Below are 23,815 nucleotides of genomic sequence, written 5' to 3'. Positions count from 1 at the left end.
TCGTTCTCGGTGGCGCGTTGGTGGGGGTGGCGCGGATGCGGCGCCGGGGAGGCGCCAGGGACGGATGCGGTCCCTGGCGCCTCGAGCGGTCAGCCGGCGTTCGCGGCGAACCAGTCGTCCATGGCCTTCAGCACCTGCTCGGCGGAGGCGCCGCCGATGAGGGCCTGGGTCTGGGTGTTGATCTCGCCCGGGTAGCCGTCGGGGAGCGTGCGCTCGCCGTAGCCGCCGCCGGTGGGGGTGTAGGCCTCGGCGGGCGTGTCGGCGACGATCTGCAGCAGCTCTTCGCCCAGCGGCGTCATGTCGTACTCGTAACCGTCGCGGAAGTTGCCGTCGACCGCCAGCTGGTCGCTGACCGCGGTCTGGTCGGTGGTGAGGAACTCGACGAGCTTCGCCGCGGCGTCCTGGTGCTCGCTGGACTTGAGGATCGAGTACGGGCTGGCGATGTTGGCACCCATCGCGGGCTGCTCGTCGCCGTCGAACGACGGGGCGCGGAAGACCCCGATGTCGGCCGACTCGGCGGCCTTGGCCTGCGTGCCGGCGAACCAGCTGCCCATCGAGTACACGGCGGTCTTGCCCGACAGGAACGCCTGCTCGGCGTCGGGGTACTTGATGCCGAGCGCGTCGGTGGGGATGTAGCCCTCGGACACCCACTCCGCGTAGGTCTCGACCGCGTCGCCGTAGGTCTCGCTGAAGGTGTCCTCGCCGGACGACATCTTCTGGAACCATTCCGGGTCCTCGGCGATGATCGTCGGCAGGCCGAGGGCCTGCAGCGTGTGGCTGCTCATCCAGTCGCCGCCGGTCTGGATCGGGGTCCACCCCGCCGCCTTCAGCTTGCCGAGAGCCTCGGTGAGCTCGTCGACGGTGGTGGGCAGCTCGGTGATGCCGGCCTCCTCGAACGCGGTCTTGTTGTAGAAGAAGAGGCTCTGCAGCTGCACGCCGATCCCGGCCATGTAGTTCTTGCCGTCGATCGAGTACTGGTCGGCGAGGGGACCGGACGAGGCCCACTCGTACCCGGACAGGTCGACGAGCTCGGGTGCGAGCTTCGTCGTCGGGGCGATCGACTGCACGACGTCGGGGGCGTCGCCGGCCGCGAGCAGGCGGGGCACGGCGGCCTCCACGCCCTCCGCGCCGGGGTTCTGGATGACGACGTCGATGTTCGGGTTGGCCTCCTCGAACGGGGCGACGAGGTCGTTCCAGAACTCCTCGGTCAGGTTCGGGGTGACGTTGACGAGCATGCGCACCTCGACGTCCTCCGAGGAGGAGCCGCCGTCGTCTCCGGCGGGGGTGGAGCAGCTGGCGAGGGCGAGCGCGGACACTGCCGCGATGCCGACGAGGGGGAGGAGTCGGGCCTTGATCATCGTTGATCCTTTCCTGATGCATGAGGGAGGGCCGCTGGCGACATTACACTAATCGATAATCGTTTGTGAAGAGCGCAGTCGATCCGCGAGTGGGTGCGACGAGACGAAGGGCGGTCGCTGCTCAGGGGCCGTGGAGCGGGATGGGGCCCCTCGCTCAGGAGCTGCGCGAGACGGGCGCGGGAGACCGGCGAGGCGTCGGTGTCAGGCGTGTGCGCGCCGAGCGCGGTAGGCCGCGACCGCGTTGCGGTTCGCGCACGTCGTGGAGCAGTACCGCTTGGAGCGGTTGCGGGAGAGGTCGAGCGCGATCGCCTGGCAGGTGTCGTCCTCGCAGACCGTGAGGCGCGAGCCCTCGTCCGCGCGGATCACGTCGATGAGCGCCATCACCGTCTCGACGAGCACGCGCTCGGCGAGCGGCCGCTCGTCGTGCACCGCATGGAGGTGCCAGTCCGCTCCGTCGTGCCGCACCAGCCGCGGAGTGAGCTGCAGCTCGGCGAGGGCGTCGTTCACGTGTGCGGCCATCTCGTCGCGCGAGGCGAGCAGCATCGCTCGCAGCCGCGGGCGGAGGGCGCGCAGGTCGTCGAGTTCCACGCCGTCGCGGTCGATCCTCCCGGTGTAGGGGAACACCTCGAGGAACGTCTTCTCGTCGTCGATGTCGACGAGGGTGTCGGGCTCTTCGGCGGAGTTCGCGAGCCAGACCGCCGCGCGCAGCGCATCCTCGGTGTCATCGGTGAAGACCATGTTGACATCTTACTCCGTCCGCGGGTAGCGTCATCGTCCATGAGCACCGTGGCCGATGACAGGAACCGCACGCGGAGCGGTGTGCGCCTCGGGCTCCCGCTGGCCGTCGCCGCCGCGTTCGCGTTCGGCTCCTCCGGGGCGTGGGCGCGCGGACTCATCGATGCGGGGTGGACGCCCGGCGCGGCCGTCACTGTACGGGTGGGGGTCGCCGCGCTCGTCCTGCTGCTCCCGACCCTCCTGGCGCTGCGGGGGCGGTGGCGCGCCCTCCGCCGCAACGCCGGGATGGTCCTCGCCTACGGGCTGCTCGCCGTGGCGGCCACTCAGCTCTGCTACTTCCAGGCCGTCGCGGTCATGGATGTCGGGATCGCGCTGCTCATCGAGTACACGGCTCCGGTCGCGGTGCTGCTCTGGCTGTGGGTGCGCCGCGGCGAGCGACCGACGCGGCGCAGCGTGCTCGGGGCGGGGATCGCCTTCGTCGGGCTCGTGCTGATGCTCGACATCGTCACCGGTGCGCAGGTGAACGTGGTCGGCGTGCTCTGGGCGCTGGGGGCGATGGTGGGGGCGGCGAGCTACTTCGTGCTCTCGGCGAAGGCCGACACCGGACTCCCGCCGATCGCGCTCGCCGGGAGCGGGCTCCTGCTCGGTGCCGTCGGTCTGGCCCTCGCCGGTCTGGTCGGGGTGCTGCCGTTCGCGTGGACGACGGCCGATGTCGCGTACCGCTTCGGCACGGTTCCCTGGTTCGTGCCCGTCCTCGCGATCGGGCTCATCGCGACCGCGCTCGCCTACGTGCTCGGCATCGTGTCCACGAGGATGCTCGGCTCGCGTCTCGCCTCGTTCGTCGCGCTCGCCGAGGTCGTGGCCGCCCTGCTGTTCGGGTGGCTGCTGCTCGACCAGCTCCCCGGCCCGCTGCAGGCGCTGGGGGGCGTGCTCGTGCTCGCCGGCGTGGTCGTGGTGAAGCTCGGCGAGCCGCGGGTCGCCGCGTCCGAGCCTATGTATACGAATACAGCCTGAACGCGACCGCGCGTCCACCTCGAGCGGGTTTATGTATACACTGAGGGCATGGTTCTCCCTGTCGAGCGCACGTCCGCGAGCGATCGCGCCTATGCGGCCCTCCTCGACGGCATCCAGTCGGGCGCCCTCGCCGCGGGGTTCGTGCTGGGCGAGGTCGAGCAGGCCGAGCGCCTCGGCGTCAGCCGCACCCCGATGCGCGAAGCCCTCCGCCGCCTCGCCGCCGACGGACTGGTGGTGCAGCAGTCCCCCCGGGTCACGGTGGTGGCGGCCCTCGACGCCGACGACATCCGCTCGCTGTTCGAGATCCGCCGCGCGCTGGAGGAGACCTCGGCCCGCCTCGCCGCCGCCCGGGGTGACGCCGATCTCTTCGCCGCCCTCGCCGACGAGTTCTCCCACGTCGACCTGACGCGGGCCGCGGGCCGCGACGCCTACTACGCCCTGATCGCCCGCTTCGACGCGGCCCTCGACGACGCCGTCGACAACGACTACATCGCCGCGGCCCTGCGCACCGTGCGCACGCACCTGGTGCGGGTGCGGCGCATGGCCAAGGACAAACCCGCCCGGCTCGCCGCGTCGGCCGCCGAGCACCGCACGATCGCGCAGGCGCTCGCCGCGCGCGACGGCGACCTGGCCGCCCATGCCACGCACGTGCACCTGCACAACGCGCTCACCGGCATCCTCGACTCCCTCCCCGACAGCGAAGGACACTCATGACCGTCACCCACCACGTCCGCGTGCACGCCAGCTCCGAGAACCTCGCCCGCGAGGACCAGCTCGCGTGGAAGATCGCCGAGGTCGCCGTCGACCGGGTCGAGGTCGAGCAGCCCGTCGTCGACATGATCGTCAACCGCATCATCGACAACGCCGCCGTCGCCGCGGCCTCGCTCACCCGCGCCCCCATCGTGGCCGCCCGCGCGCAGGCGTTCAGCCACCCGGTGTCGACCGGGGGTGCCGGGGCGAACCTGTTCGGCGCCGCGCTCGACCACCGCACCAGCCCGGAGTGGGCGGCGTGGGCGAACGGTGTCGCCGTGCGCGAGCTCGACTACCACGACACGTTCCTCGCCGCCGAGTACTCGCACCCCGGTGACAACATCCCGCCGATCCTCGCGGTCGCCCAGCACGCGGGCAAAGACGGCCGGGCGCTCGTGCGGGGCATCGCCACCGGCTACGAGATCCAGATGGACCTGGTGCGCGCGATCTGCCTGCACCGGCACAAGATCGACCACGTCGCCCACCTCGGCCCGTCGGCCGCGGCCGGCATCGGCACCCTGCTCGACCTCGACGTCGAGACCATCTACCAGGCGGTCGGCCAGGCGCTGCACACCACCACCGCGACCCGGCAGAGCCGCAAGGGCGAGATCTCCACGTGGAAGGCGCACGCCCCGGCCTTCGCGGGCAAGATGGCCGTCGAGGCGGTCGACCGGGCGATGCGCGGACAGACCAGCCCGGCACCGATCTACGAGGGCGAGGACGGCGTGATCGCCTGGATGCTCGATGGCAAGGACGCCGCGTACGACGTGCCGCTGCCCGCCGCGGGTGAGCCGAAGCGCGCGATCCTCGACTCGTACACGAAGGAGCACTCCGCGGAGTACCAGGCGCAGGCGCTGATCGACCTCGCCCGCCGCCTCGGCCTCGCGAACCCGGCCCTCCGCGACCCCGCGAACATCGAGTCCATCGTCATCCACACCAGCCACCACACGCACAACGTGATCGGCTCCGGCGCGAACGACCCGCAGAAGTACGACCCCACCGCGTCGCGCGAGACCCTCGACCACTCGGTGCCGTACATCTTCGCGGTCGCGCTGCAGGACGGCGGCTGGCACCACGTCGACTCGTACGCCCCGGAGCGCGCGGGCCGCGCCGACACGGTCGCCCTGTGGCACAAGATCACCACGGCCGAGGACCCGGAGTGGACGCGTCGCTACCACTCGGAGGATCCGGACGAGAAGGCGTTCGGCGGTCGCGTCGAGATCCGCCTCACCGACGGCAGCACCGTGGTCGACGAGATCGCCGTGGCCGATGCGCACCCGCTGGGCGCGCGACCGTTCGCCCGCGCCGACTACATCGCGAAGTTCCGTCTGCTCGCGGAGCCCGTGCTGGAGCCGGCCGAGATCGAGCGGTTCCTGGAGCTCGTGCAGCGCCTCCCCGAGCTCACGGCCGCCCAGGTCGCCGAGCTGTCGATCGTCGCGAAGCCCGGTGTGCTCGACGCCGCCCCGGCTCCCCGAGGCCTGTTCTGATGCTGTACTCCACCGTCACGCCCGCCGAGAAGCGGCGGCTGTTCCGGGAGCGCCTGTCCTCGGGCGAGCTGCTGCGGTTCCCCGGCGCGTTCAACCCGCTCAGCGCCCGGCTGATCGAGCAGAAGGGGTTCGACGGCGTGTACATCTCGGGCGCGGTGCTCTCCGCCGACCTGGGGCTGCCCGACATCGGCCTCACGACGCTGACCGAGGTCGCCGGACGCGCCAAGCAGATCGCGCGCATGACCGACCTGCCCGCGATCGTCGACGCCGACACCGGCTTCGGCGAGCCCATGAACGTGGCCCGCACCATTCAGGAGCTGGAGGACGCGGGACTCGCCGGCACCCACATCGAGGACCAGATCAACCCGAAGCGCTGCGGTCACCTCGACGGCAAGAGCGTGGTCGATGAGGACACCGCGATCAAGCGCATCCGTGCCGCCGCCGACGCCCGCCGCGACGAGAACTTCCTGATCATGGCGCGCACCGACATCCGGGCGATCGAGGGACTGGACGCCGCGATCGACCGCGCGAAGGCCCTGGTCGACGCGGGTGCCGACGCGATCTTCCCCGAGGCGATGCGAACGCTCGACGAGTTCGAGGCGATGGCGGAGGCGCTCGACGTGCCGATCCTCGCGAACATGACCGAGTTCGGCAAGAGCGAGCTGTTCTCGGTCGACCAGCTCCGCAGCGCCGGGGTGCGGATGGTGATCTGGCCGGTGTCGCTGCTGCGGATCGCGATGGGCGCCGCGGGCCGTGCGCTCGATACGCTGAACGACGAGGGGCATCTGACCTCGACGCTCGGCGAGATGCAGCACCGCGCCGATCTCTACGACCTGATCGACTACGAGTCGTACAACCACTTCGACTCCGGGGTCTTCAACTTCACCATCACGAAGGAGTGAGCATGACCGAGCCGGACATCAAGAAGGGCCTCGCGGGGGTCGTCGTCGACACGACCGCGATCTCGAAGGTCAACCCCGAGACGAACAGCCTGCTGTACCGCGGCTACCCGGTGCAGGAACTCGCCGACACGCAGCCGTTCGAGGCCGTCGCGTATCTGCTGTGGAACGGCGAGCTGCCCACGGGGGACGAGCTCGCGGCGTTCCGGCTGGAGGAGCGGCGGCACCGCGCCCTCACGCCCGAGGTGAAGGATGCGATCGACCGGCTGCCGCTGGACGCCCACCCGATGGACGAGGTCCGCACGGCGGTGAGCGTGATCGGCGCGGTCGAGACGGCCGGCATCCGCAACGTGCTCGATGCGGTCGGCACGCCCGAGGTCAACCTGGAGCGCAGCCTGCGCCTGTTCGCGGCCCTTCCGGCGATCGTCGCCTACGGGCAGCGGCGGCGGCGGGACCTGCCGGCGGTCGAGCCGCGGGACGACCTGGACTACGCGGCGAACTTCCTCTGGATGACGTTCGGCGAGGAGCAGGACCCGGTGGTGGTCGATGCGTTCAACCGCTCGATGACGCTCTACGCGGAGCACTCCTTCAACGCGTCCACCTTCACGGCGCGCGTGATCACCTCGACGCTCAGCGACCTGTACTCCGCGGTCGTCGGGGCGATCGGGGCGCTCAAGGGCCCGCTGCACGGCGGTGCGAACGAGGCCGTGATGCACATCTTCGACGAGATCGGCGCGGCCGACCGCGTGACCGAGTGGCTCGACACGGCGCTGGCCGAGAAGCGCAAGATCATGGGGTTCGGTCACCGCGTCTACAAGCGCGGCGACTCGCGGGTGCCCACCATGAAGGCCGCGCTCGACACCCTGGTGCGCCACTACGACCGCCCGGAGGTGGCCGAGCTCTACGAGCGTCTGGAGGGCGAGTTCGTGGAGCGCAAGGGCATCTACCCGAACCTGGACTACCCGTCGGGCCCCGCCTACAACCTGATCGGCTTCGACACCCTGACCTTCACGCCGCTTTTCGTCGCGGCGCGGATCACGGGGTGGACGGCGCACATCCTGGAGCAGCAGTCGTCGAACGCCCTGATCCGGCCGCTCTCGGCGTACGTCGGAGCCGAGGAGCGGCACGTCGAGGGGTACACGCCGGACACCGCCGCGATCGAGGTGCAGGAGCGCCCCGAGGAGGCGTCGGCCTGACCGCCGCGAGCAGGATCTGACAGCGCCGCCGAGGGTTCTCGGCGGCGCTGTAGCGTGATGGAGCCCTCGGGGTCAAGGCGATGCGGCGAATTCCCGGGCGGAGTAGAACCGGATGCGGGCCGTTCGCGCCCCGCACGAAGGAGGGTTCATGTCCGCATCCGAGGTCACCGTCAAGGAGGTCCGGTCGCTCGTCCCGGCGCGCATGGACCGGCTGCCGTGGTCGCGCTTCCACTGGATGATCGTCGTCGGCCTCGGCTTCTCGTGGATCCTCGACGGGCTCGAGGTGCAGATCGTCGCCGCGAACGGCTATGCCGAGACCCTCGGCATGGGCCCGGCCGAGGTGGGTCTCGCCGGCACGTGCTACCTGCTGGGCCAGGTCTTCGGGGCGCTGGTGTTCGGTCGCCTCGCCGATCGCCTCGGCCGCAAGAACCTCTTCCTGATCTCGCTCGCGGTCTACCTCGTGGGCTCCGCGGTGGCCGGTCTCGCGTTCGCCCCGTGGTTCTTCTACATCTGGCGGTTCGTCGCCGGCGCGGGCATCGGCGGCGAGTACGCCGCCATCAACTCCGCGATCGACGAGATCATCCCGGCGAAGTACCGCGGCCGCGTCGACATCGCGATCAACGGCACCTACTGGGGCGGTGCCGCCCTGGGTGCCGTGGCGAACATGTTCTTCCTCAACACCGACCTCCTGCCCGCCGACCTGGGCTGGCGGCTCAGCTTCTTCGTCGGTCCGATCCTCGGCCTGCTGATCATCTGGCTGCGTCGGCACATCCCGGAGAGCCCGCGCTGGCAGATGACGCACGGCCGTGAGGAGGAGGCGGAGCGCAACGTCGACGCGATCGAGGAGCGCATCCGCAAGGAGGGCAAGACGATCGACCCGGTCGACGAGGACAAGGCGATCACGGTCAAGGAGTACGGCAGCGTGCCGTTCCTGGTGATCGCGAAGGTGCTGTTCCAAAAGTACCCGCGTCGCACGCTGGTCGGCATCACGATGATGGTGACGCAGTCGTTCCTCTACAACGCGATCTTCTTCACCTACGCGCTGGTGCTCGAGAACTTCTACGACACCCCGCCCGCCTCCGCCTCGCAGTACTTCATCGTCTTCGCGGTCGGCAACCTCGCCGGCGCCCTCATCCTCGGCCACTTCTTCGACACGTGGGGCCGGCGCCGCATGCTGTTCGGCACGTACGTGCTCGCCGGGCTGATCCTGCTGGTCAGCGCCTTCCTGTTCAACGCGGGCGTTCTGAACGCGGCGACGCACACGGCGTTCTGGTGCGCCTCGTTCTTCTTCGCCTCCGCCGGTGCGTCCGCCGCCTACCTGACGGTGAGCGAGATCTTCCCGCTGGAGCTGCGCAGTCAGGTGATCTCGTACGTCTTCTCCATCGGCCAGCTCGTCGGCGCGATCGCCCCGGTGCTCTACGGGGCGCTGATCGGGGCGAGTGCCGAGTCCGGCGACCGCGGCCCGCTCTTCTGGGGCTATGTGCTCGGTGCCGCGATCATGATGTTCGGCGGCGTGGTCTGCGGGGTGTTCGGGGTGAGCGCGGCGGGCAAGTCGCTGGAGGACATCGCGGATCCGCTGTCGCTCGTCGAGCCGGGGAAGAAGAAGGTCACGCCGGACGGCGCGTGAGCGTCAGCGGGCGAGCCAGCCGCGCAGCGAGCGGGTGACCCAGGGGAGCACCCAGTAGGTCATGATCGGCGTGAGCACGAGCGTGGTCGCGAGAACGCGCAGCCAGATCGGCAGGCCGTCCCATCCCGGCACCGGGCTCATGGCGTACGTGAAGGCGAGGTTGACGGGGAAGAACCCGAGCCAGATCGACACCGCCTGCTTCCAGCGCGGCGGTGCGGGGGCCACCGCGACCGTGGTCGTGCCGTCGGGCTCGACCACGGGGATGGAGCCGGTGGACGGCTCGTCGAACCACCCCTCGATGCCGGTGCGGCGCTTGGAGCGTTCGCTGCGCACGAAGCCCTCGCCCATGGAGAGCCACCAGGTGCGCTCGCCCGACTGCTCCCAGGCGGTCAGCGACTCCTCGCTCGCGAAGCGGTAGAGCATGTGCCACACCTGCGAGTCCTCGCCCGCGCGCACCCACCCCGAGCCGAGGAAGCCCGGGTACTTCGTCGCCAGGTTCACGCCGGTCTGCACCCAGGCGGTCGCCTCGGCGATGCGCTCGGGGTCGACCTCGCGGCGGATGGAGACGGTGACGGGCTCGGACACGGGGGCGGTTGCGGACATGGTGCGGTCCTCGGGGGTGGGGGCATCGGGGTGCGGACGCCGGGTGGGGTGGGGGCGCCAGGGTCGCGGCGCCAGCACGATTCTATTTCGCCGGAGCGCGGCGGCGTCCGCACGGAGAAGACCCCCGCCGACCCGATTCGGCGGGGGTCACGCGGCGTTGGGGGCCGCGACGGGAGCGAGAGCGCTCACCGTGCGCACGGAGGACGCGATTACCCGATCCGGTCTGAGTCACTGTCCGTGCACCTGCAGTTGTAATCGGCCGAGGTGACGCGCGGGTGAACGGGGTGCGAACGGCGCCGCTCGGGGTGGGGACCGGCCGTGCGCGAAGATACAAGGACGTCCTCGTATTTTCACGGACGCCGGAGTAAACTCGCGATGTGCCAACGACGGCACGGAGGGATGTCACACAATGACCCGCACGATCCCGCACTTCGTAGGCGGAACGCTTCTCACCCCCGACGACGGACGCTTCGCCGACGTCTTCGATCCGAGCACCGGCGCGGTGCAGGCGCGCGTGCCGCTCGCCTCCGCCGAGGAGGTGCGCCGCGTGATCGCCACAGCCGAGGAGGCGCAGGCCGCCTGGGCCGCGACCAATCCGCAGAAGCGCGCGCGGGTGCTGCTGCGGTTCCTCGACCTGGCGCAGCGCGAGATGCAGTCGCTCGCCGAGCTGCTGGCGAGCGAGCACGGCAAGACCGTCGACGACGCGAAGGGCGACATCCAGCGCGGCCTCGAGGTGATCGAGTTCTCCGCCGGAGCGCCCCACCTGCTCAAGGGGGAGTACTCCACCGGCGCGGGTGCGGGCATCGACGTGTACTCGATGCGACAGCCCCTCGGTGTCGTCGCCGCCATCACCCCCTTCAACTTCCCGGCCATGATCCCGCTGTGGAAGGCCGGGCCCGCGCTCGCCGCCGGCAACGCCGTGGTGCTCAAGCCCAGCGAGCGCGATCCCTCGGTGCCCGTCCGGCTGGCGGAGCTGTTCCTCGAAGCCGGGCTCCCGGCGGGCGTGCTCAACGTGGTGCACGGCGACAAGGAGGCGGTCGACACGCTGCTGAGCGACGACCGGATCCGCGCGGTCGGCTTCGTGGGCTCGACACCCATCGCCGAGTACATCTACGCCACCGCGGCCGCGCACGGCAAACGGGCGCAGTGCTTCGGCGGCGCCAAGAACCACATGATCGTGATGCCCGACGCCGACCTCGACCAGGCGGTGGACGCGCTGATCGGCGCGGGCTACGGCTCGGCGGGCGAGCGCTGCATGGCGATCTCGGTCGCGGTGCCCGTGGGGGAGGAGACGGCGGACGCGCTCGCGGCCAAGCTCGTCGAGCGGGTCGCCCAGCTGCGGGTCGGGCCCTCGCTCGCGGCCGACGTCGACTACGGCCCGCTGGTCTCGCGCGACGCCGTGGACCGCGTCACCGGCTACATCCAGCAGGGCGTGGACGAGGGGGCGACGCTCCTCGCCGACGGCCGCGGCTTCACGGTGCCAGGGCACGAGGAGGGGTTCTACCTCGGGCCGACGCTGTTCGACCACGTGACGACCGACATGGCGATCTACCGCGAGGAGATCTTCGGCCCCGTGCTCGTGATCGCGAGGGCCGCGGACTACGAGGAGGCGCTGCGGATGGCCTCGGAGCACGAGTACGGCAACGGCGTCGCGATCTTCACGCGCGACGGCGACGCGGCCCGCGACTTCGCCGCCCGCGTCGAGGTCGGCATGGTCGGGGTGAACGTGCCGATCCCGGTGCCCATCGCGTACTACACCTTCGGCGGCTGGAAGCGCAGCGGCTTCGGCGACCTCAACCAGCACGGCGCCGATGCCTTCCGCTTCTACACCAAGACCAAGACGGTGACGAGTCGCTGGCCCAGCGGCATCCGCGACGGCGCCAGCTTCGTCATCCCCACCATGCACTGAACGCCCGAGGAACCGACATGACCATGACCAGCGTCACCACCACCGCCGAGGAGCGCGAGGCCATCCTCGACGCCGTCCGCGAGTTCGCCGAGACCGAGCTCGCCCCGCAGGCCGCCGAGCGCGACGAGAAGCACCTGTTCCCACGGGAGTCGCTGAACCGCGGCGGCGAGCTCGGGCTCGGCGGCATCTACGTGAGCGAGGAGTACGGCGGCACCGGCCTCTCCCGCGTCGACACCGTCGCGATCTTCGAGGAGCTCGCCAAGGCCGACCCCGCGGTCGCCGCCTACATCTCCATCCACAACATGGTGGTGTGGATGATCGACACCTATGGCGACGACACCCAGCGTGCCACCTGGCTGCCGCAGCTCACGGCCATGCAGGAGTTCGGCGGCTACTGCCTCACCGAGCCGGGGGTCGGATCCGACGCCGCCAACGTGGCGACCAGCGCCGTGCGCGACGGCGACGACTACCTGCTCACCGGCGTCAAGCAGTTCATCTCGGGGGCGGGCGAGGCGGCCGTGTACGTCGTGATGGCGCGGACGGGCGAGCCGGGAGCGCGCGGCATCAGCGCCTTCCTCGTGCCGGGCGACGCCGAGGGGCTCAGCTTCGGCGCCCCGGAGAAGAAGATGGGCTGGCACGCGCAGCCCACCCGGCAGGTGATCCTCGACGGCGTGCGGGTGCCCGCAGCCGCGATGCTCGGCGACGAGGGTCGCGGGTTCGCGATCGCGATGTCGGCGCTCAACGGCGGGCGCCTCAACATCGCCGCCTGCTCGCTCGGCGGAGCCCAGGCGGCCCTCGACCGCGCCGTGCAGTACGTGCACGAGCGGGTGGCGTTCGGGGAGCCGCTGGCCGAGAAGCAGTCGATCCTGTTCGCGATCGCCGACATGCGCACCGACCTCCAGGCCGCGCGGCTCATGGTGCGCGACGGTGCGGAGGCGGTGGACGCGAAGGCGCCGGACGCCACGATGCGCTGCGCCATGGCGAAGCGGTTCGCCACCGACGCCGGCTTCGACGTCGCCAACCGCGCGCTGCAGCTGCACGGCGGCTACGGCTACCTGCAGGACTACGGCATCGAGAAGATCGTCCGCGACCTGCGCGTGCACCAGATCCTCGAGGGCACCAACGAGATCATGCGACTCATCGTCGGCCGGGAGATGCTGCGGCCGGCGGGGTCGGCGTCGATGCGGAGCGCCTCATGACCCGCGTGGCCTTCCTCGGCCTCGGCCACATGGGCCTGCCGATGGCGAAGAACCTCGTCGCGGCGGGACACGAGGTGCACGGCTTCGACCTCGTGCCCGCGGCCGTGGAGGCGGCGCGGGCGGCCGGGATCCCGGTGGCGGCCAGCGGCGCGGAGGCCGTGACCGACGCGGAGGTCGTGATCACGATGTTCCCCGCCGGGAAGCACGTGATCGAGGCGTATCGCACCGAGCTGCTGGCGGCGGCGCGCCCCGGCACCCTGTTCATCGAGTCGTCCACGATCGCGGTCGACGAGGCCCGCGCCGCGCACGCGCTCGCGCTCGCCGCCGGTCACCGCAACATCGACGCCCCGGTGTCCGGCGGGGTCGTGGGTGCCGAGGCCGGGACGCTGGCGTTCATGGTGGGCGGCTCGGACGAGGACTACGCGGCGGCGCTGCCGCTGCTCGAGGTCATGGGCAAGCGGATCGTGCACTGCGGTGGCTCGGGTCTCGGCCAGGCGGCGAAGGTCTGCAACAACATGGTGCTCGCGGTGTCGCAGATCGCCGTGGCCGAGGCGTTCGTGCTCGGCGAGCGGCTGGGGCTCGAGCACCAGGCGCTGTTCGACGTGGTGTCGCAGGCGTCGGGGCAGTGCTGGTCGATCACGACGAACTGCCCCGTGCCCGGTCCGGTGCCTACGAGCCCCGCCAACCGCGACTATCAGCCCGGCTTCGCGGGGGCGCTCATGGCGAAGGACCTCGGGCTCGCGCTGCAGGCGATCGAGCAGACCTCCACCGACGCGAAGATGGGCCGGCTCGCGCAGCAGCTCTACGCCGCGTACGCCGCGGGCGACGGGGCCACGCGCGACTTCTCCGGCATCATCACCGACATCCGCGACGACCGCGTGTAGCACCCCCGTCGCGGAGCACGGAGCGCCAGCGACCGGACGACCGGTGCCCGAGCGGGAGCGCCGGCGACGGGGCGACCGACGCGACGGGCGATACTGAAGCAGAACCACGACGGAGAGGGAGACAGATGACCGAGTACGAGACGATCCTGGTGGAGCAGCGCGGACGGGTCGGATGGATCACCCTGAACCGCCCGCAGGCCCTCAACGCGCTGAACAGCACCGTCGCCGAGGAGGTCACGGCCGCCGCGCTCGCCTTCGACGCCGACGACGGCATCGGCGCGATCGTCGTCACGGGTTCGGAGAAGGCGTTCGCCGCCGGAGCCGACATCAAGGAGATGGAGGGGATGTCGGCGGCGCAGATGCGCGAGACGGATCACTTCGGGGCGTGGCGGGATTTCGCGGCCGTGCGCACCCCGGTCATCGCCGCGGTGTCGGGCTTCGCGCTCGGCGGGGGGTGCGAGCTGGCGATGATGTGCGACATCATCCTCGCGGCCGACACCGCGCAGTTCGGCCAGCCCGAGATCAACCTCGGCGTCATCCCGGGCATGGGCGGCACGCAGCGGCTCATCCGCGCGGTCGGCTACTACAAGGCGGCCGAGCTCGTGCTGTCCGGCCGCTTCCTCGGCGCGGAGGAGGCCGAGCGGGCGGGACTGGTGTCGCGCGTCGTGCCCGCGGCGGAGCTGCTGGCCGAGGCGACCGCGCTCGCGGACGGCATCGCGGCGAAGTCGCTGCCGTCGGTGTACGCCGCCAAGGCCGCCCTCGACGCGGCCATGGAGACCACGCTCGCGGAGGGCCTGGCTCACGAGAAGGAGGCGTTCGCGGCGCTGTTCGACACGGCCGACCAGAAGGAGGGCATGGCCGCGTTCCGCGAGAAGCGCCAGCCCGACTTCCAGAACCGCTGACCCCGGTTCACGGCTCCTCAGAGACGCGGGACTGCTGCGCGCACCGCGCGGTGTGGCGCCGGTTCGCCCGGGATCCCGAGGGGCTGTGAACGGTCAGCCGCGGAGACCGTCGAGGATCTTCGCGATCCGGCGGTCGCGCGTCGCCGGCTGCTTGGCCTCGGCGACCGCGCGCGCGTGCTCCTTGCGGGCGCTGGGGGAGAGGGCGTCGAAGGCCGCCCGCAGGGCGGGGTCGCCGTCGAGCGCCTCGGCCAGCGCGGGCGGCACGTCGACGGTGCGCTCGGCGGTGTCGAGGCGGATCACGGCGTCGACCTCCTGGTCGATCTCCACCCCGAGGTCGGCGCGAACCGCCTGGCTGAAGCCGATGAGGTTCTCGCCGCCCATGCGGGCCAGCCGCAGTCGCGCGGTGCGGCCGCCGATGGTGACGGCGACGGGGAAGCTCTTGCCGGCCCCGAACGAGGCGACCTGCTCGTCGGTGAGCTGGATCGCCGCGGCGGGACCGCGACCGGTGAGGACGGTGTGCAGGCGCAGTTCGCTCATGCCCAGAGGTTACGCCCGCCGCCCCTCGATCGCAGCGACCAGGGCGTCGTTGCGCTCGCGGATGAGCCGTTCCATGTAGCGGCCGAGCACCAGGGCGTCGACGAGGCGGCCGAGCGGCCCGAGGGGCGAGTGGAACGCGATGGTGTCGCGCATGAGGGTGCCGCGCGGATGCGGTTCGAAGACGTGCTCGTGCCGGAGGTCGCCGAACGGCCCGCGGAGCTGGCGGTCGGTGAACCGGGACGACGCCTCGATGTCGAAGACCACGGAGCGCAGCCGGAAGGGAATGCCGAAGTGCCGCGCGCGCCAGGTCACCGTCGACCCCTCGGAGAAGCGGCCACCCGCGGGTTCTTCGATCATCGTCTCGCCGTAGCGGGCCATCGACGCGAGGTGCAGGGCCGGGTCGAGCGCGGCGTCGAACACCTCCTGCGGGGGCGCGGCGACGACCGTCTCGATCACGAACCGGGGCATCAGAGGGGCTCGGGGAGGGGGCGGGGGTCGATGAAGTCCCCGGCGTCGCGGCGCATGCGGGCGACGATCGCGACCAGTTCGGCGGCGTCGTCGTGGCTCAGGCCGGGGTCGGCGAACACGTCGGCGTTGAGCGCGGCGGTGGCACGCTCGACCAGGTCGCGTCCCTCCGCGGTCAGTGCGAGCATCGCGGCCCGGCCGTCGTGCGGGTGCGGCTCGCGCACGACGAGGCCGTCGCGGACCAGGCGCTCGGCGGTGCTGGTGACCGTGGTCGCATGCACCTGGAGGCGCGCGACGACGCTCGACAGCGGAAGCCGCCCGGTGCGGCTGAACGCGAGCAGCCGCAGCACCTCGTACCGCGCGAAGCTCAGCGCGAAGGGCTTGAGGGCCGCGTCGACCCGGGCGAGCAGCAGCTGCTGCGCGCGCATGACCGAGGTGACGACCGTCATGCCGTCGGCCGCGTCGGTCCAGCCGTGCGCGACCCACTGCCGCTTGGCTTCGGCGAGCGGATCGACGGGGAGAGGGCGAGGGCGGACCACGTCTCTACGGTACCGGCGCGTCACGGGTTGCCTCGGACGCGGTCGCGCAGGGCGTGGCTGTCGGTTATGTATACATTCACCGCGGATTCGCGGGCCGCAGCCGGGGGTTTCCTCGGTTTTTGGCTACATAGACCGCCATGCCGATAGACTCGCCGTGTCGTGAGGAGCATTCGATGAAGATCTTCGTCCTGGTCAAAGAGGTGCCGGACACCTATGGCGATCGCAAGCTGGATCTCGAGACGGGGCTCGCGGATCGTGCGGCCGGAGACGTCGTGCTCGACGAGATCACGGAGCGGGCCCTCGAAGTGGCCCTGAGCCACGCCGACAAGAACGAGGGCACGGAGGTCGTCGCCCTCACCATGGCACCCGAGGGGTCCACCGCGTCGGTGCGGCGCGCGCTCGCGATCGGTGCCGGTTCGGCCATCCACATCGCGGACGAGCAGCTCGCCGGTGCCGACCTGGGGCTCACCGCGGAGGTCCTCGCCGCGGCCATCCGTCGTGGCGCCCCCGACCTCGTCATCACCGGCAACCTCTCGACCGACGGCTCCGGCGGCGTGATCCCCGCCATGCTCGCCGAGCACCTGGGCTGGGCGCAGGCCACCGCACTCACGTCCGTGGAGATCACGGCGGACGGCGTCTCGGGCACCCGCGGTGCGGACTTCGGCGGACAGCAGGTCACGGCACCGCTGCCCGCCGTCATCTCGATCACCGAGGCGCTTCCCGACGCCCGGTTCCCGAACTTCAAGGGCATCATGGCGGCGAAGAAGAAGCCGCTGGAGGTGGTGACCCTCGCCGACCTCGACGTGTCGGCCGACCCCGCCGCGGCGCCCCGCACCATCATGACCGCGGTCGCGGAGAAGCCCCCGCGCGCCGCGGGCGTCAAGATCACCGACGAGGGCGATGCCGCCGACAAGCTCGTCGACTTCCTCGTGCAGAACAGGCTGGTGTGACATGGCGTACCCCGAGAACCCGATCCTCGTCCTGGTCGACCTCGACCCGTCCGGGAACGCCGCCAGCAGCACTGCCGGTCTGATGGGGGCTGCGGCCGGCATCGGCACCCCCGTAGCCCTCGTCGTGGGCGGCGGGAAGGAGGCCGTGGATCAGGCCGCGGCCGCCGGTGCCGCCGTCGTGCTGACCGCCGAGGGCGATGCGACCGCGCTCACCGTGCCGCTCGTCGACGCCCTGCAGGCCGCGGTTGCACAGGTGCAGCCCGATGCGGTGCTCGTGTCGAACTCGATCTCCGGACGCGACGTCGCCGGTCGCCTCGCGGTGCGCCTCCCCGGTGCGCTCGCCGTCGACGCCGTGGGGGTCTCCCGCGACGAGGAGGGCGTCGTGGCCCACCACTCGGTGTACGGCGGGGCCTACCTCGTCGATGCGGCCGCGACCTACGGCACGCTCGTGGTCACGGTGCGGCAGGGCGCGGTCGACGCGCGGGCCGAGGCCGTCGCCTCCCCGCAGGTCGAGCAGCTGACGGTCGCCCCGTCGGGTGCGGTCGCGGCGACCGCCGGTCCGGTCGAAGCCGTCGAGGCCACGTCGACCCGGCCCGAGCTGCGCGGGGCGACCCGTGTCGTCTCCGGCGGGCGCGGTCTGGCGTCGAAGGAGAAGTTCGTGCTCGTCGAGGAGCTCGCCGACGCCCTCGGTGCGGCGGTCGGCGCCTCGCGCGCGGCCGTCGACGCGGGCTACATCCCCCAGTCGCACCAGGTCGGGCAGACGGGTGTCTCGGTGTCGCCGCAGCTGTACGTCGCACTCGGCATCTCCGGCGCGATCCAGCACCGGGCGGGCATGCAGACGTCGAAGAACATCGTCGCGATCAACAAAGACCCGGAGGCGCCGATCTTCGACGTCGCGGACTTCGGCATCGTCGGCGACGTGTTCACGATCGTGCCGCAGGTGATCGCCGCGCTCGAGGCGCGGAAGAAGTAGTCATGGCCACGCGGATGCTGCGACGCGGTCTGCCGCGTGTGCCCGGTGGCGAGCCGTGGCCGCCGGCCGACGTGTCCGTCGAGGTCGCGGATGCGGCCTCCGTCGGTGCGGATGAGGCGTCGGCGGCCCTCTCCGCCTCGCAGGCGCAGTCCGAGACCGCTGTCGGTTCCGAGGCCGCGGAGGACGGTGCGAGCGGTGTCGGCGTCGCGGCCGCATCGCCCGTGATCGAGACCAGCGCCGAGACGACCCCGCCGGCCGAGCCGAGCACGAGCTCCGCGGCCTCCTCTGTCGCCGCGCCGGCTCCCGCGACGGCCGCATCCGGGCCGTCGCGTCTTCGTCGAGGCCTGCCGCGCGTTCCGGGCGGAGAGCCCTGGCCGCCCGCTTCGGCCTCCGCCGGGCTCGGATCTGCGACCGGCGCCGAGCCCGCCCCCATTCCCGAGGCCGCTTCGGTGACGGCTGCGCCCGGTGCCGCTGCTTCGGTGACGGCTGCGCCCGGTGCCGCGGCACCCGGTGCCGCTGCACCCGGGATCGCCTCGCCCGCCGAGGGTGCGGCGACTGATGCGCCCGGAGCCTCGATCGCGGACGGCGCGCCGTCCGCCCCCGCGACCACACCCGGCGCCGCGACGGTGCGCCGGGGTCTGCCGCGCGTCGCCGGTGGCGAGCCGTGGCCGCCCGCCGGGACCGTGCCGTCGCCCGCCGGGACCGTGCCGTCGTCCACCGGGACAGCTGCCGCTCCCGCCGCTGCTGCGACCGCGCAGGCGGGCGCCGCTCCCACGCCCGCCGCGACCACTCCGGCCGCTACTGGGACAGCTGTCGCTCCCGCCGCTCCCGCCGCTGCTGCCGCTTCCGCCGCTGCCGCCGCTTCCGCCGCTGCCGCCGCTTCCGCCGCTGCCACCGCTCCCGCCGCCGCGATGCCGAGCACGACGGAGATCGTGCCGGCCGCCGACCTGGCGACGCCGCTGCCGTGGACGCGGACGGTGTGGAACGGCCGTGCGCCGCGTCACCTCACGACCTCTCCGGACACGGGTCGCCGCCGCCCGACCTGGACGCAGGCGATCGCGGGGCTCTTGGGTGCCGCGGCCCTGGGCGTGCTGGCCGGCGCGGCCGTCGCGCTGGTGCGGGCACTGCTGAGCGCCCCGTTCATGCAGGACTTCCTGGCTGCGTTCCCCGGCGAGTACGAGCCGGCGATCCCGGTCGAGCCGGGCTTCGCGCCGTGGGTCAACTGGGCGCACTTCTTCAACATGTTCCTGATCGTGCTGATCATCCGCTCGGGGCTGCAGGTGCGCACCGAGAAGCGGCCGACCGTGTTCTGGACGCCGCGGAACAACCCCAAGGGAAAGATCAGCCTGAACCTCTGGTTCCACCAGGCGCTCGACATCCTGTGGCTCGTGAACGGCGTGGCCTTCGTGGTGCTGCTCTTCGTCACCGGGCACTGGGTGCGCATCGTGCCGACGAGCTGGGAGGTCTTCCCGAACGCGCTGTCGGCGGCCCTGCAGTACGTCTCGCTCGACTGGCCGCACGAGAACGGCTGGAACAACTACAACAGCCTGCAGCAGCTCGCCTACTTCGTGACCGTGTTCGTGGCGGCGCCGCTCGCCGCCGCCACCGGTTTCCGCATGTCGGCGCTGTGGCCGAAGAGGGCGGAGCGGCTGTCCAAGGCGTACCCGGTGGAGTGGGCGCGCGCGCTGCACTTCCCGATCATGCTGTACTTCGTGGCGTTCATCGTCGTGCACGTGGCACTCGTGATGCTCACCGGGTTCCAGCGCAACCTCAACCACATGTTCGCGGCGCAGGATGCGGCGACCTGGACCGGGTTCTGGGTGTTCGTGCTCTCGCTCGTCGTGATCGCGGGCGCGTGGGCGGCGGCGCGTCCGCTCGTGCTCGCCCCGATCGCGAAGCTCTTCGGCAAGGTCTCCGGTCGCTGATCGCCCGAGGTGAGCGGGTGTTGACAGGTCACCAAGCAAACGCTTGACTGGGGCGTGTCGCTGCCTCTCGCCTTCTTCTCCTTCGTCCGTCTCGACGACCGCTCACAGCACGCCGAGTACAACCGCTGGCATCAGCTCGACCACCGGCCCGAGAACCTCGCCCTGCCCGGCGTCGCAGGGGGAGATCGGTGGGAAGTGCGACCGACGGGTGATGGTCTGGCCACAGGGTCACTCGCCGGCGCTGTGGACTTCGTCGCCATGTACTGGTTCCGCGACCCGGTCGACGAGTCCGTCGCCGCGTGGGATGCGCTCGGGGAGGCCTCGTTCCAGTGGGGTCGCGGGCCGCTGCTCCCGGGCATCCAGCGCCCCCTGCTCGCGTTCTTCCGTCCGGTGAAGGGCTATGCCGCCCCGCGCGCTCTGGTGTCGCCCGACGTGCTGCCCTACCGCCCGAACCGCGGACTGCACCTCACCGCCACCCGCTTCGCCGAGCCGCATGGCCATAAGGCCCACGAGGCGCATCGGCGAGAGGACCGCGAACTCATCCCGGCCCTGCTCGACGTGGACGGCGTCGCCGGCGCCTGGACCTTCTCGTACAGCCACCCGCAGCGGCACTCCTCCCTGCCGTTCGACGAGAGTCCGGCCGATGAGCCGGGGTCCCTGCGCCTCCGCCTGCTCTATCTGGAGGACGATCCCGACCTCGTGACCCCGGCTCTGCGCGCCGTGGAAGAGCGGTTCCCCGGGGCGGGCGAGGTCGTGCTGTCGACCCCGGTGCACACGATCATCCCGTGGCAGGACTGGTGAGCGCCGATCTCGAACGGCGGCTGCGGGCGCTCGAGGACCGCGCAGAGATCGCCGAGCTGATCGCGCGGTACGGGCCCGCCGTGGACAGCGCGGACGCCGCCGAGGTCTCGGCGCTCTGGGCGGCGGATGGCACCTACCGCTTCGACGACACGGTTCTGGACGCGGACGGCATCCGGACCCTGGTCGACCTGCCGTCGCACCGCGAGTATCTGCGCCGCGGCTGCGCGCACGTACTCTCCGCCCCTCGGATCGAGATCGACGGGGACACGGCGGTGGCCGTGACGCACTCCGTGGTGCTGCTGCGCGACGGCGACCACTGGGAAGCGGAGCGGGTCAGCGCCAACCGGTGGGAGCTGGTGCGAACGACGAACGGATGGCGCGTGCGGGAGCGCCGCAATCACCTGCTCGACGGGGATGCGGTCGCCAGAGAGCTGCTCGCTCCCTGAGTGCTCGGGCTCCGGCTCAGCCCTCGAAGCGCGAGAGCGGGGTCTCACCCGCGGCGGCGAGCCGGGCGAGCGTCCGCGCGCGCGGACCGAGGGCGCTGCCGAACCGCACGTCCCATCCCTCGTGGCTGTCGTCGCCGAGCGCCGCGCGCGCGTGATGCGGCCAGTTGGGGTCGTCGAGCGCCTCCCGGCCGAGCAGCACGAGATCGGCGTCGCCGTGGTCGAGCAGTCGATCGGCCTGCACGGGGTCCACGATCAGGCCCACCGTCGCGGTCGGCACCCCGGCCTCGTCGCGGATGCGGCGGGAGAAGTCGGCGTGGAAGGCGAAGCCGCGGCGGACCCTGGTGTCCGTCGAGCGGTCGGTGGTGATGCCCCCGGACGAGGTGTCGATGAGGTCCACGCCCTCCGCGGCGAGGGCGCGCGCGATGCCGACCGTGTCGTCGATGCCCAGTCCGTCCGCGGCGCCGTCGACCGCGGACAGCCGGAACGACAGCGGGATGCCGTCGCCGATCGCCGACCGCACGGCGGTGACCACCTCGCGCGGGTAGCGGAGCCGGTTCTGCGGACTGCCGCCGTACGCGTCGGTGCGACGGTTCGACACGGGGGAGAGGAACGAGTGCAGCAGGTAGCCGTGGGCGCCGTGCAGCTCGACGAAGCGGAACCCCGCGGCGACCGCCCGCACCGCGGCGTCGTGCCAGTCCTGCACGGAGCGGGCGATGTCGGCCGCGGTGACCGCCGCGGGCACGGCGTGGCCCGGTCCTGCCGCCAGGGCGCTCGGGGCGTCGAGGGGCCAGGGGCCGTGGCCGACCGCGGCGTCGGTCTCGTCCAGGGGTGCACCGGCCCGCCACGGCTCGCGCACCGCTGCCCGCCGCCCCGCATGACCCAGCTGCACCCCGGGAACGGCGCCCGCGGCACCCACGACCTCGGCGACCCGACCCCACCCCGGCACCTGCTCGTCGCTCCACAGTCCCGCGTCGAACGGCGAGATGCGGCCCCGCGGATGCACGGCCGTCGCCTCGGCGATCACGAGCCCCGCACCACCCAGGGCGAAGCGTCCGAGATGCGCGACGTGGAAGTCGGTCACGAAGCCCTCGCGGGACGCGTACATGCACATGGGGGAGATCCCGATGCGGTTGGGCAGCGTCACGGAGCGCAGGGTCAGTGGCGAGAACAGGGTCATGGCGACTCCGGGAGACGGGGGAGGCGGAGGACGGTGGCGAGCACGGCGGTCACGGCACCGCACAGCGCTGCGGCGCCGAAGCACAGCAGAAGCGCCTGCTCGGACAGGAAGGACGGATCGGCGGCCGAGGGCAGGGCGGTGATCGCGAACGCGAAGAGAGCGGCGACGACCGCGCCGGACAGCGTGCGGATGACCGAGTTCACACCGTTCGCGGTGGCGACCTCGTCTGGAGGGACCGAGGCGGTGATGAGCGACGGCATCGCCGCGAACGCGAACGCCACCCCCGCGCCGACCAGTGCCGAGCCGAGCAGGACGGGCAGGGCCGCGCCGTGGAACAGCATCCGCAGCAGGAACGCCGCGGCCATGAGCGACGACCCCAGCAGCAGTGCGCGCTGCCCGCCGAAGCGGCTGATCACACGGGCGGCGAGGGGCGCGAGGGCGATCATCGTCACGGCGGACGGCAGCAGGAAGAGCCCGGCGGCGGCGGTCGTGGTGGCCAGGCCGTAGCCGGTCGCGGCGGGTGCCAGGGCCTCCTGGGTGGTGAGCAGGTGGTTGGCGTACATGCCGGCCGTCGCGAAGAACGAGGCCACGTTGATCGGCAGGATCGGTGCGCGCAGGCTCGTGCGCACGTCGATCAGCGGTGCCGGGTGCCGTCGCTCCCACAGCAGCCAGGCGAGCAGTGCCGCGGCCGCGAGTGCCGCGAGTCCGAGCGTCGGCACGCTGGCCCATCCCCAGTACTGACCCCGCGAGATGGCGAGCAGCAGGGCCGTGAGCCCGAGCGCGAGCAGCACGGCCCCGATGCCGTCGAATCCCCGCACGGGTCGCGTGGGGGCTTCATCGATGCGCAGCCGGATGAGCACGCAGAACACGGCGCCCACGATGGCGGAGCACCAGAACACGGCCGGCAGTCCGCCCCACGCGAGCAGCGGCCCGGCGAGCACGAGGCCCAGCGCGGAGCCCATGCCGAGCGTGCCGCTCATGAGGGCGATGCCGAGCACGGCGCGGCGGCGGGAGACGAGGGCGCTCAGGAGGGCGATGCCGATCGGCACCACGGCGGTGCCGAATCCCTGGAGCGCCCGGCCGATGAGCACCGCGAGGAATCCGGGCACGACGGCCGCGATGACCGATCCGGCGACGAGCAGCGACATGGCCACGAGCAGCATCCGCCGGCGGCCGTGCAGGTCGGCGAGCCGCGTCACCACCGGTGTGCCGACCACCCCGGTGAGCAGGGTGACCGTGATGAGCCAGGACGCATCGGCGGCCGTGGTGCCGAGCAGGGCGGGCATGAGCGGCAGGATGGGCACGATGAGCGTGAACTGCAGGGAGGTCAGCATGCCGCATGCGGCGAGCAGTGCGACCACTGCGCGCTCGTGGCGCTCTCGTCCCGACTCCACTGTCACCGTCCCGCTCGCGGGACCGCGTCCCAGGCGTCAGGCTAG

The 23,815-nt window shown here is 71.8% G+C and carries 23 protein-coding genes; 15 read left to right on the top strand and 8 right to left on the bottom strand.

Going from position 1 to position 23,815, the window contains the following annotated elements:
- Nucleotides 1–89: 89 nt before the first annotated feature.
- Together KV394_RS02965 and KV394_RS02960 are read right to left on the bottom strand one after the other, a co-directional pair.
- Nucleotides 90–1,358 carry an ABC transporter substrate-binding protein gene (locus KV394_RS02965; RefSeq protein WP_136029522.1) on the bottom strand — a complete coding sequence of 423 codons (1,269 nt, stop codon included), beginning with the start codon at nucleotides 1,356–1,358 and terminating at the stop codon, nucleotides 90–92.
- Nucleotides 1,359–1,559: 201 nt separating this feature from the next.
- Entirely contained in the window at nucleotides 1,560–2,096 is a 537-nt protein-coding gene (locus KV394_RS02960; protein ID WP_247982264.1) for a CGNR zinc finger domain-containing protein, read from the bottom strand.
- A 39-nt stretch (nucleotides 2,097–2,135) separates the two neighbouring features.
- Between KV394_RS02960 and KV394_RS02955 the strand changes: the two genes are divergently transcribed.
- The 6 genes from KV394_RS02955 to KV394_RS02930 all read left to right on the top strand — a co-directional run bounded on the left by KV394_RS02955 (nucleotide 2,136) and on the right by KV394_RS02930 (nucleotide 9,066).
- Entirely contained in the window at nucleotides 2,136–3,107 is a 972-nt protein-coding gene (locus KV394_RS02955) for an EamA family transporter (protein ID WP_206252582.1), read from the top strand.
- Nucleotides 3,108–3,155: 48 nt separating this feature from the next.
- A complete protein-coding gene (locus tag KV394_RS02950; protein ID WP_247982263.1) occupies nucleotides 3,156–3,821 on the top strand; it encodes a GntR family transcriptional regulator in 666 nt (221 codons plus the stop codon).
- On the top strand, nucleotides 3,818–5,344 hold the full coding sequence (locus KV394_RS02945) for an MmgE/PrpD family protein (protein ID WP_247982262.1): 1,527 nt from the start codon (nucleotides 3,818–3,820) through the stop codon (nucleotides 5,342–5,344). Before KV394_RS02950 ends, KV394_RS02945 begins: the two co-directional genes overlap by 4 nt.
- Nucleotides 5,344–6,246, top strand: a complete 903-nt coding sequence (gene prpB / locus KV394_RS02940) for a methylisocitrate lyase (RefSeq protein WP_136029531.1) — start codon at nucleotides 5,344–5,346, stop codon at nucleotides 6,244–6,246. Before KV394_RS02945 ends, prpB begins: the two co-directional genes overlap by 1 nt.
- A 2-nt stretch (nucleotides 6,247–6,248) precedes the next feature.
- The gene (locus KV394_RS02935; RefSeq protein WP_247982261.1) at nucleotides 6,249–7,439 is read left to right on the top strand and encodes a bifunctional 2-methylcitrate synthase/citrate synthase; all 1,191 of its coding nucleotides are present in this window, start codon (nucleotides 6,249–6,251) and stop codon (nucleotides 7,437–7,439) included.
- 148 nt (nucleotides 7,440–7,587) lie between these two features.
- The gene (locus KV394_RS02930; protein WP_136029535.1) at nucleotides 7,588–9,066 is read left to right on the top strand and encodes an MFS transporter; all 1,479 of its coding nucleotides are present in this window, start codon (nucleotides 7,588–7,590) and stop codon (nucleotides 9,064–9,066) included.
- A gap of 3 nt (nucleotides 9,067–9,069) precedes the next feature.
- Here KV394_RS02930 and KV394_RS02925 read toward each other — a convergent pair whose 3' ends face one another.
- A complete protein-coding gene (locus KV394_RS02925) occupies nucleotides 9,070–9,669 on the bottom strand; it encodes an antibiotic biosynthesis monooxygenase (RefSeq protein WP_205812669.1) in 600 nt (199 codons plus the stop codon).
- Between the two features lie 409 nt (nucleotides 9,670–10,078).
- Here KV394_RS02925 and KV394_RS02920 point away from each other — a divergent pair, with 409 nt between their 5' ends.
- The 4 genes from KV394_RS02920 (at nucleotide 10,079) to KV394_RS02905 (ending at nucleotide 14,563) form a co-directional block, all read left to right on the top strand.
- Entirely contained in the window at nucleotides 10,079–11,578 is a 1,500-nt protein-coding gene (locus KV394_RS02920; RefSeq protein WP_136029537.1) for a CoA-acylating methylmalonate-semialdehyde dehydrogenase, read from the top strand.
- Nucleotides 11,579–11,595: 17 nt separating this feature from the next.
- Nucleotides 11,596–12,777: an acyl-CoA dehydrogenase family protein gene (locus tag KV394_RS02915; RefSeq protein ID WP_247982260.1), complete on the top strand. Its 1,182-nt coding sequence runs from the start codon at nucleotides 11,596–11,598 to the stop codon at nucleotides 12,775–12,777.
- Nucleotides 12,774–13,661 carry a 3-hydroxyisobutyrate dehydrogenase gene (gene mmsB / locus KV394_RS02910; protein WP_136029541.1) on the top strand — a complete coding sequence of 296 codons (888 nt, stop codon included), beginning with the start codon at nucleotides 12,774–12,776 and terminating at the stop codon, nucleotides 13,659–13,661. The genes KV394_RS02915 and mmsB overlap by 4 nt, the downstream gene beginning before the upstream one ends.
- Before the next feature lie 125 nt (nucleotides 13,662–13,786).
- Entirely contained in the window at nucleotides 13,787–14,563 is a 777-nt protein-coding gene (locus KV394_RS02905) for an enoyl-CoA hydratase-related protein (protein ID WP_136029543.1), read from the top strand.
- A gap of 93 nt (nucleotides 14,564–14,656) precedes the next feature.
- On the opposite strand, the gene KV394_RS02900 is transcribed toward KV394_RS02905, so the two are convergent.
- Genes KV394_RS02900 through KV394_RS02890 form a run of 3 tightly spaced genes read right to left on the bottom strand, consistent with a single transcriptional unit; the run spans nucleotide 14,657 to nucleotide 16,104 of the window.
- Nucleotides 14,657–15,100, bottom strand: coding sequence for a YdeI/OmpD-associated family protein (locus KV394_RS02900; protein ID WP_247982259.1), 444 nt, complete (start codon nucleotides 15,098–15,100; stop codon nucleotides 14,657–14,659).
- 9 nt (nucleotides 15,101–15,109) lie between these two features.
- On the bottom strand, nucleotides 15,110–15,568 hold the full coding sequence (locus KV394_RS02895; protein ID WP_247982258.1) for an SRPBCC family protein: 459 nt from the start codon (nucleotides 15,566–15,568) through the stop codon (nucleotides 15,110–15,112).
- A complete protein-coding gene (locus KV394_RS02890) occupies nucleotides 15,568–16,104 on the bottom strand; it encodes a MarR family winged helix-turn-helix transcriptional regulator (protein ID WP_136029549.1) in 537 nt (178 codons plus the stop codon). The genes KV394_RS02895 and KV394_RS02890 overlap by 1 nt, the downstream gene beginning before the upstream one ends.
- A gap of 173 nt (nucleotides 16,105–16,277) precedes the next feature.
- Between KV394_RS02890 and KV394_RS02885 the strand changes: the two genes are divergently transcribed.
- From KV394_RS02885 to KV394_RS02865, 5 genes are read left to right on the top strand one after another with little or no spacing between them, the layout of a single operon-like run.
- Nucleotides 16,278–17,054, top strand: coding sequence for an electron transfer flavoprotein subunit beta/FixA family protein (locus KV394_RS02885; RefSeq protein WP_247637815.1), 777 nt, complete (start codon nucleotides 16,278–16,280; stop codon nucleotides 17,052–17,054).
- A gap of 1 nt (nucleotide 17,055) precedes the next feature.
- Complete coding sequence (locus KV394_RS02880; RefSeq protein ID WP_247982257.1) at nucleotides 17,056–18,027, top strand: electron transfer flavoprotein subunit alpha/FixB family protein; 972 nt, start codon at nucleotides 17,056–17,058, stop codon at nucleotides 18,025–18,027.
- 2 nt (nucleotides 18,028–18,029) lie between these two features.
- Nucleotides 18,030–19,952, top strand: coding sequence for a cytochrome b/b6 domain-containing protein (locus KV394_RS02875; protein WP_247982256.1), 1,923 nt, complete (start codon nucleotides 18,030–18,032; stop codon nucleotides 19,950–19,952).
- 54 nt (nucleotides 19,953–20,006) lie between these two features.
- Complete coding sequence (locus KV394_RS02870) at nucleotides 20,007–20,753, top strand: hypothetical protein (RefSeq protein WP_136034426.1); 747 nt, start codon at nucleotides 20,007–20,009, stop codon at nucleotides 20,751–20,753.
- Nucleotides 20,738–21,199: a nuclear transport factor 2 family protein gene (locus tag KV394_RS02865; RefSeq protein WP_136034428.1), complete on the top strand. Its 462-nt coding sequence runs from the start codon at nucleotides 20,738–20,740 to the stop codon at nucleotides 21,197–21,199. The genes KV394_RS02870 and KV394_RS02865 overlap by 16 nt, the downstream gene beginning before the upstream one ends.
- Nucleotides 21,200–21,215: 16 nt before the next feature.
- Here KV394_RS02865 and KV394_RS02860 read toward each other — a convergent pair whose 3' ends face one another.
- Nucleotides 21,216–22,376, bottom strand: coding sequence for an NADH:flavin oxidoreductase/NADH oxidase (locus KV394_RS02860; RefSeq protein WP_206252593.1), 1,161 nt, complete (start codon nucleotides 22,374–22,376; stop codon nucleotides 21,216–21,218).
- Nucleotides 22,373–23,737: an MFS transporter gene (locus KV394_RS02855; protein ID WP_247982255.1), complete on the bottom strand. Its 1,365-nt coding sequence runs from the start codon at nucleotides 23,735–23,737 to the stop codon at nucleotides 22,373–22,375. Before KV394_RS02855 ends, KV394_RS02860 begins: the two co-directional genes overlap by 4 nt.
- Nucleotides 23,738–23,815 lie beyond the last annotated feature (78 nt).

This window comes from Microbacterium sufflavum (assembly GCF_023101165.1).
Lineage (GTDB): Bacteria > Actinomycetota > Actinomycetes > Actinomycetales > Microbacteriaceae > Microbacterium > Microbacterium sufflavum.
The sequence above is the reverse complement of the archived record's forward strand: the minus strand, read 5'-3'. Positions and strand labels throughout refer to the sequence as shown.

Coding starts and splice junctions, on each gene's coding strand:
- KV394_RS02880 (WP_247982257.1), top strand. CDS start 17,056: ATGGCGTACCCCGAGAACCCGATCCTCGTCCTGGTCGACCTCGACCCG.
- KV394_RS02925 (WP_205812669.1), bottom strand. CDS start 9,669: ATGTCCGCAACCGCCCCCGTGTCCGAGCCCGTCACCGTCTCCATCCGC.
- KV394_RS02895 (WP_247982258.1), bottom strand. CDS start 15,568: ATGCCCCGGTTCGTGATCGAGACGGTCGTCGCCGCGCCCCCGCAGGAG.
- KV394_RS02960 (WP_247982264.1), bottom strand. CDS start 2,096: ATGGTCTTCACCGATGACACCGAGGATGCGCTGCGCGCGGCGGTCTGG.
- KV394_RS02950 (WP_247982263.1), top strand. CDS start 3,156: ATGGTTCTCCCTGTCGAGCGCACGTCCGCGAGCGATCGCGCCTATGCG.
- KV394_RS02955 (WP_206252582.1), top strand. CDS start 2,136: ATGAGCACCGTGGCCGATGACAGGAACCGCACGCGGAGCGGTGTGCGC.
- KV394_RS02920 (WP_136029537.1), top strand. CDS start 10,079: ATGACCCGCACGATCCCGCACTTCGTAGGCGGAACGCTTCTCACCCCC.
- KV394_RS02945 (WP_247982262.1), top strand. CDS start 3,818: ATGACCGTCACCCACCACGTCCGCGTGCACGCCAGCTCCGAGAACCTC.
- KV394_RS02915 (WP_247982260.1), top strand. CDS start 11,596: ATGACCATGACCAGCGTCACCACCACCGCCGAGGAGCGCGAGGCCATC.
- KV394_RS02860 (WP_206252593.1), bottom strand. CDS start 22,376: ATGACCCTGTTCTCGCCACTGACCCTGCGCTCCGTGACGCTGCCCAAC.
- KV394_RS02875 (WP_247982256.1), top strand. CDS start 18,030: ATGGCCACGCGGATGCTGCGACGCGGTCTGCCGCGTGTGCCCGGTGGC.
- KV394_RS02905 (WP_136029543.1), top strand. CDS start 13,787: ATGACCGAGTACGAGACGATCCTGGTGGAGCAGCGCGGACGGGTCGGA.
- KV394_RS02930 (WP_136029535.1), top strand. CDS start 7,588: ATGTCCGCATCCGAGGTCACCGTCAAGGAGGTCCGGTCGCTCGTCCCG.
- prpB (WP_136029531.1), top strand. CDS start 5,344: ATGCTGTACTCCACCGTCACGCCCGCCGAGAAGCGGCGGCTGTTCCGG.
- KV394_RS02935 (WP_247982261.1), top strand. CDS start 6,249: ATGACCGAGCCGGACATCAAGAAGGGCCTCGCGGGGGTCGTCGTCGAC.
- KV394_RS02885 (WP_247637815.1), top strand. CDS start 16,278: ATGAAGATCTTCGTCCTGGTCAAAGAGGTGCCGGACACCTATGGCGAT.
- mmsB (WP_136029541.1), top strand. CDS start 12,774: ATGACCCGCGTGGCCTTCCTCGGCCTCGGCCACATGGGCCTGCCGATG.
- KV394_RS02900 (WP_247982259.1), bottom strand. CDS start 15,100: ATGAGCGAACTGCGCCTGCACACCGTCCTCACCGGTCGCGGTCCCGCC.
- KV394_RS02965 (WP_136029522.1), bottom strand. CDS start 1,358: ATGATCAAGGCCCGACTCCTCCCCCTCGTCGGCATCGCGGCAGTGTCC.